The organism is Streptococcus mitis (assembly GCF_003944325.1).
GTDB lineage: Bacteria > Bacillota > Bacilli > Lactobacillales > Streptococcaceae > Streptococcus > Streptococcus mitis_CW.
On record NZ_RJPX01000062.1, the window covers coordinates 1 to 6,047 of the forward strand.

Here is a 6,047-nt window from a genome sequence, read left to right on the forward strand (position 1 = left end):
TTTCCTCGTTTACTCTCGTGATTTACGCATATAGGTTACGACTACCTTTTTGGACTTTAGAGTTTGAAGCCCCCTTATCCGCTATATACGCCTTACTATCACGTTCCTGTTCGTAGAGCCACGATTTCGCTATCCCTTCCTCTCCCCGCTACCTCACGATAGTCAGGCTTGGGAATCGCTATTGGGTTCACCGGTAGCGGGTGCCCACGGAGGACTTACACCTCAGATATACGACATGCCCGTCGTACTACAAAAACAAGATAGACAAGTGTCCATCTTGTTAATCTTATTCATAACGAAGGGCTTCGATTGGATCAAGCTTCGATGCCTTGTTGGCTGGCAAGACCCCAAAAACTATACCCACGCTAGCCGAAACTGCAAGACTAAATAGGGCAACTGGAATTGATACTCCAACTTCTATACCCGCAATCAAACCTTGCAGTAACAAACCTGCTAAGGCAGTTAAACCACTTGCAATTGTCAAACCAATTAATCCACCTAACAAGGTCAAAATCATGGATTCAATCAAAAACTGGATTAAAATATTGGCACGAGTTGCACCCAAAGCCTTACGGAGACCAATCTCACGGGTACGCTCTGTTACTGAAACCAGCATGATATTCATAACACCAGTTCCTCCAACAAAGAGAGAAATTCCTGCGATGGCACTAATAATCGTCGTCATAAAACTAAACGATTGTTGAACTTCTGCAAATACAGCTGACTCATCTGCTACTTGATATTCTCCCTGTTGCAAGCCAGCAAGCTCTGTCATTTTTCGTGCTAATTCTGGCCCCAGAGTTTGAGTCAAGCTTGTGTCATTCACTCGAAAGACAATATTAGCAATTTCATCTACATTAAAATTCGCAGCAAGGGAGATATTTGTGGTAATAGGCAAGCCACCAAGACCATACATTTTTGAATTTTTAGATTCTGGGCTAGTATAAACACCAATGACTCGATAACTAAAACCATTGACTTCCACAACCTTGTTAATAGCCTCTTGAGGAGATCCAAATAGACTAATGGATAATTCTTCATCAAGCAAAATGACACTTGCAAATTCTTTGAAATCTTGTTCTCTCAGACTACGACCTGCAAGAATTTCATTGTTAACAGCCTCCATATAAGTTCTGTTACCACCTGTCAAATTGGCATTTTCAACCTTTTTATCTTTATAAGTCAAGATGGCGTTCGTTGAGTTGGTTACATAGTAATTATCCACTCCCTTCAGTTTGGCTGCCTCCTTGACCCAAGATTCTTGCGGTTTTGGTGGTTCAACATGAACTTCCTCTTCTTTTCCAGAAACCGTAAAAGCTGATTGTTTCTGAGTAAAAGATCCATCTTTACTTTTTTTAGAAGAGAAAAAGACACTGATATTTTTCTGAGATCTGGTCATGCTTTTATTGAGATATCGAGACATAGAATCTCCCAGAGCCATAATCACAACAACGGATGAAACACCGATGATAATCCCAATCATGGTAAGCAAAGAACGCATCTTATGAGCCATGATAGATGAAAAGGCAAATTTCAGATTCTGCATCTTAGTTTTCCTCCTTCTCTAACTGCGCACTGTCGGACGAAATAACTCCATCGCGAATGACAATCTGACGTTTGGCATAAGCAGCTATTTCAGGCTCATGCGTTACCATGATAATGGTTTTTCCTTCTTTGTTCAAGTCAACCAATAGTTGCATAATTTGATTTCCTGTTTTGGTATCCAATGCTCCTGTCGGTTCGTCTGCTAAGATGATAGAAGGATTGTTTACCAAGGCACGCGCAATAGCTACACGTTGCTTTTGACCTCCAGATAATTCTGAAGGCAAATGGTGACTACGTTCGGTCAATTCAACCTTATCTAAATATTCCTCGGCTAACTTGCGACGTTTTGAAGCCGAAACTCCTGCGTAAATCAAGGGTAATTCTACGTTTTGCAGAGCATTGAGTTTAGATAGAAGAAAGAACTGCTGAAAGACAAATCCGATTTGTTGGTTACGAACCTTGGCTAGTTGTTTTTCACCAAGTCCAGCCACTTCTTGGCCTTCAAGATAATACTCTCCACTGGTTGGTGTATCCAACATGCCAATTGTATTCATGAGAGTAGACTTACCAGAACCAGATGGTCCCATGATGGCAACAAATTCACCCTCATTCACTTCTAGGTTGATATTTTTGAGAACCTGCAGTTCTTGGTCACCATTCCGGTAACTTCTGCAGATATTTTTTAAACTAATTAGTTTCTTCATCAGCCTTCACCTCTTTTCCTTCCTCTAGAGAAGACGTTGGGTTACTGATGACCTTGACTCCATTTGTCAGACCTGAAGTGATTTCTTGGTTGTCTGCATCAGCATTTCCCAAACCAACTTCCACTTTCTTGGCCTTTTTCTGCTCGTCAAGTACCCAAACATAGTTCTTATCATTTTCACTCACAACACTTGTTAGAGGAACCAAAATGGCTTTACTCTTATTCTTGACCTCAACACTTACTGAGAATCCTTGTTTCAAATCACCGATTTCACTTGTAACATCGATGGTATATGGATATTTAGAACCAGAATTACCACCTGCTGCAGCAGTAGCTGCACTTGCTGCTTCACCATTGTTTTTAGGGTAGTCAGAAATGTAGCTAATCTTACCAGTCCAGCTCTTATCTTGGTAAACTTTAGAAGTAAAAGTTACTTCTTGTCCTACAGAGAGGTTGGCAAGATTATATTCAGATAGCTCCCCCTTAACTTGCAAGTTTTCATTGCTAACGACATGAACTACCACCTGGCTAGCTCCAGTTGGAGATTTAGAAACATTACGGTTGACTTCGACCACAGTTCCTTCTAGAGTGCTGAGAACCGTCATGGCATCCAACTGACTTTGAGCCTTACTTAATTGTGCTGCTGCATCTGCACGGGCATCACGAGCATCACCCAGTTGTGCATCAATAGATGAAACTGAATTTCCTGAGACTGGAGCTGGAGCTTGCACTGCTGCACCTTCTCCTCCTGCTGGCGCTGGTAACTGTGGAGCCGGAGCTGAAGCGGCTTCATTTCGTGCTTGATTGAGTTCATTGATATGACGGTCTGCCTTCGCGACTGCTCGGCTCGCTGAATCATAGGCCGCCTGGGCTTCTGAACTACTGTACTTGACTAAAGCCTGCCCTTCGCTGACCTTGTCACCCACAGAAACAAGGATTTCATCTAAATCTCCCTTACTAGCATCAAAATAAACATATTGTTCATTTTTTGCTGTTACTGTCCCTGACAATAAGACAGAAGATGCCACGCTTCCTTCCTTAGCAACAACAAGATGAGTAGGTTCATCTTTTACAGCGGTTTGAGATGGTTGTCTAAAGAGTAAAATCCCTCCAGCACCCAATACAACTACACTTGCAGCACCGATTGCTGCATACAATTGCCACTTTTTAGCTTTACTATTCTTTTTCATAATGAAACTCCTTTTTGATTTAAAGTCCTTAACAATATTATACAAAAATTACCAAATATAAACAATAACAGTTTAGAACGAAATAATGACATTTCAGGATTCAATTATTGTTCGGAATTCATTTTACAATCATTGTACTAGTTATATAATACACTTTATTTTTCTTTTTCGCAAGCCTTTTTCTTAATTTTTTTTTGAACGTAGCAGATTTTTGCAATCAAATCAAAAAAAAGATAGAATATGACTATCAAAAAATGACACTCTACTATTTAAAAGAGTACAAAGGAGTTTTAAATGAGAGAATATGATATCATTGCTATCGGTGGAGGTAGCGGAGGAATTGCTACCATGAACCGTGCTGGTGAACACGGAGCCAAAGCGGCTGTTATTGAGGAAAAGAAATTAGGTGGAACCTGCGTCAACGTCGGATGTGTTCCTAAAAAAATCATGTGGTACGGAGCACAAATCGCTGAGACTTTCCATCAATTTGGAGAAGACTACGGCTTTAAGACTACTGATCTTAACTTTGACTTTGCAACCCTACGTCGCAATCGTGAAGCTTACATTGATCGTGCTCGTTCTTCTTATGATGGCAGTTTTAAACGCAACGGCGTAGACCTGATTGAAGGCCATGCTGAATTTGTAGATTCTCATACTGTCAGCGTAAATGGTGAACTGATTCGTGCTAAACATATCGTGATTGCTACTGGTGCCCATCCAAGTATTCCAAATATTCCTGGTGCTGAACTAGGTGGTTCTTCTGATGATGTATTTGCCTGGGAAGAACTTCCAGAGTCAGTTGCAATTCTAGGTGCTGGTTATATCGCCGTTGAATTGGCTGGCGTACTCCACACTTTTGGTGTCAAGACAGACCTCTTTGTTCGCCGCGATCGCCCTTTACGTGGTTTTGATTCTTACATCGTTGAAGGTTTGGTTAAGGAAATGGAAAGAACAAACTTGCCACTTCATACTCACAAAGTCCCTGTCAAGTTAGAAAAAACAGCTGAAGGCATTACCATTCATTTCGAGGATGGTACTAATCACACAGCTAGCCAAGTTATCTGGGCTACTGGTCGCCGTCCAAACGTTAAGGGCTTACAACTTGAAAAAGCTGGAGTAACTCTGAACGAACGTGGCTTTATCCAAGTGGATGAATACCAAAATACTGTTGTTGAAGGGATCTACGCTCTAGGTGATGTAACAGGCGAAAAAGAACTAACTCCAGTTGCTATCAAGGCTGGACGTACTTTGTCTGAACGTCTCTTTAACGGAAAAACAACTGCTAAAATGGACTACTCAACTATTCCAACCGTTGTCTTTTCACACCCTGCTATCGGAACGGTTGGATTAACCGAAGAGCAAGCTATTAAAGAATATGGTCAAGACCAAATCAAGGTTTACAAATCAAGCTTTACTTCTATGTACTCTGCTTGCACTTGCAACCGTCAAGAAACACGTTTCAAATTGATAACAGCTGGTTCAGAAGAAAAAGTTGTCGGACTTCATGGAATTGGCTATGGTGTTGATGAAATGATTCAAGGATTTGCTGTTGCTATCAAAATGGGAGCAACCAAGGCAGACTTTGATGCAACTGTGGCGATTCATCCAACTGCATCTGAAGAATTTGTAACCATGCGTTAATCGAAATAAAAGAAGCTGATACAAATGTGTCTGCTTCTTTTTTGATGATTTACAAATCGATGAAAACAACTTACCTAGTCAGCAAAATCGGCCGTTACAGTTTTTGTTACCTTTGTTAAAAAACAGGTTGACAATAATATCAAATTAAGTATAATAGTTACTATACATAAGAAAAGAGGTTAACTATTTTGAAAAAAGCTCACGTTTATGCTATCCCTGCTGTTGGGGCTGCTCTCATTGCTGTTTTAGCACAAATCAGTCTTCCAATTGGACCTGTGCCCTTCACTCTGCAAAACTTTGCGATCGGCTTGATTGCTACTGTCTTTAGACCGAGAGAGGCTGTACTTTCTGTTGGACTCTATCTTCTTCTAGGTGCTATCGGTCTTCCTGTCTTTGCAGGAGGTGGAGCTGGATTTCATGCTTTGATTGGTCCTACTGCAGGCTATCTTTGGTTTTATCTTGTTTATTCTGGACTTACCTCTTCTCTAACTAACAGTGATAGTGGTTTTGTCAGAATTTTTCTAGCAAATCTCTTGGGAGATACACTTGTCTTTGTTGGTGGGATCATTGGATTGTATTTCCTAGCTGGAATGCCATTTGAAAAAGCTCTTGTTGTGGGGGTATTTCCCTTTATCATCCCAGATCTTGGTAAAATTATTGCTATTAGTTTTATTAGCCGTCCATTACTTCAACGCCTTAAAAATCAAGCTTACTTTGCTAAATCGAGTAGGGGATAATCTCTAGCCCCTCTCACACCACCGTACGTGCCGTTCGGCATACGGCGGTTCAACTAACTTTTAACGCATGTCGTTCAAGGTAATAATCCAAACACGAAACCAGTCCACGTTTCTCAAGGACTGGTTTTGATATAGCACGTTTAAGTACCGACTTCTGAGCTACTAATTGATAGTGGTCACCCCAGCCAGATACCTTATCTGCTATCCATTTAGGAACTCCTAACTTAAGCA

Annotated in this window: 5 protein-coding genes and 1 pseudogene; 2 read left to right on the top strand and 4 right to left on the bottom strand. The window is 40.9% G+C overall.

Annotated features, from left to right (window positions below):
* Positions 1-286: 286 nt before the first annotated feature.
* The 3 genes from D8787_RS10795 to D8787_RS10805 are packed head-to-tail and all read right to left on the bottom strand — an operon-like array spanning position 287 to position 3,441.
* The gene (locus D8787_RS10795) at positions 287-1,546 is read right to left on the bottom strand and encodes an ABC transporter permease (RefSeq protein WP_125423775.1); all 1,260 of its coding nucleotides are present in this window, start codon (positions 1,544-1,546) and stop codon (positions 287-289) included.
* 1 nt (position 1,547) lies between these two features.
* Positions 1,548-2,249 carry an ABC transporter ATP-binding protein gene (locus D8787_RS10800; RefSeq protein ID WP_000733789.1) on the bottom strand — a complete coding sequence of 234 codons (702 nt, stop codon included), beginning with the start codon at positions 2,247-2,249 and terminating at the stop codon, positions 1,548-1,550.
* A complete protein-coding gene (locus D8787_RS10805) occupies positions 2,233-3,441 on the bottom strand; it encodes an efflux RND transporter periplasmic adaptor subunit (RefSeq protein ID WP_185776811.1) in 1,209 nt (402 codons plus the stop codon). Before D8787_RS10805 ends, D8787_RS10800 begins: the two co-directional genes overlap by 17 nt.
* A gap of 291 nt (positions 3,442-3,732) precedes the next feature.
* Here D8787_RS10805 and gor point away from each other — a divergent pair, with 291 nt between their 5' ends.
* A complete protein-coding gene (gene gor, locus D8787_RS10810) occupies positions 3,733-5,079 on the top strand; it encodes a glutathione-disulfide reductase (RefSeq protein WP_125423781.1) in 1,347 nt (448 codons plus the stop codon).
* Positions 5,080-5,267: 188 nt separating this feature from the next.
* Positions 5,268-5,816: a biotin transporter BioY gene (locus D8787_RS10815; RefSeq protein ID WP_125423784.1), complete on the top strand. Its 549-nt coding sequence runs from the start codon at positions 5,268-5,270 to the stop codon at positions 5,814-5,816.
* Positions 5,817-5,865: 49 nt separating this feature from the next.
* On the opposite strand, the pseudogene D8787_RS10820 reads toward D8787_RS10815, so the two are convergent.
* A pseudogene (locus D8787_RS10820) lies at positions 5,866-6,047 on the bottom strand (group II intron reverse transcriptase/maturase); the annotation flags it as partial.

Coding starts and splice junctions, on each gene's coding strand:
- D8787_RS10795 (WP_125423775.1), bottom strand. CDS start 1,546: ATGCAGAATCTGAAATTTGCCTTTTCATCTATCATGGCTCATAAGATG.
- D8787_RS10800 (WP_000733789.1), bottom strand. CDS start 2,249: ATGAAGAAACTAATTAGTTTAAAAAATATCTGCAGAAGTTACCGGAAT.
- gor (WP_125423781.1), top strand. CDS start 3,733: ATGAGAGAATATGATATCATTGCTATCGGTGGAGGTAGCGGAGGAATT.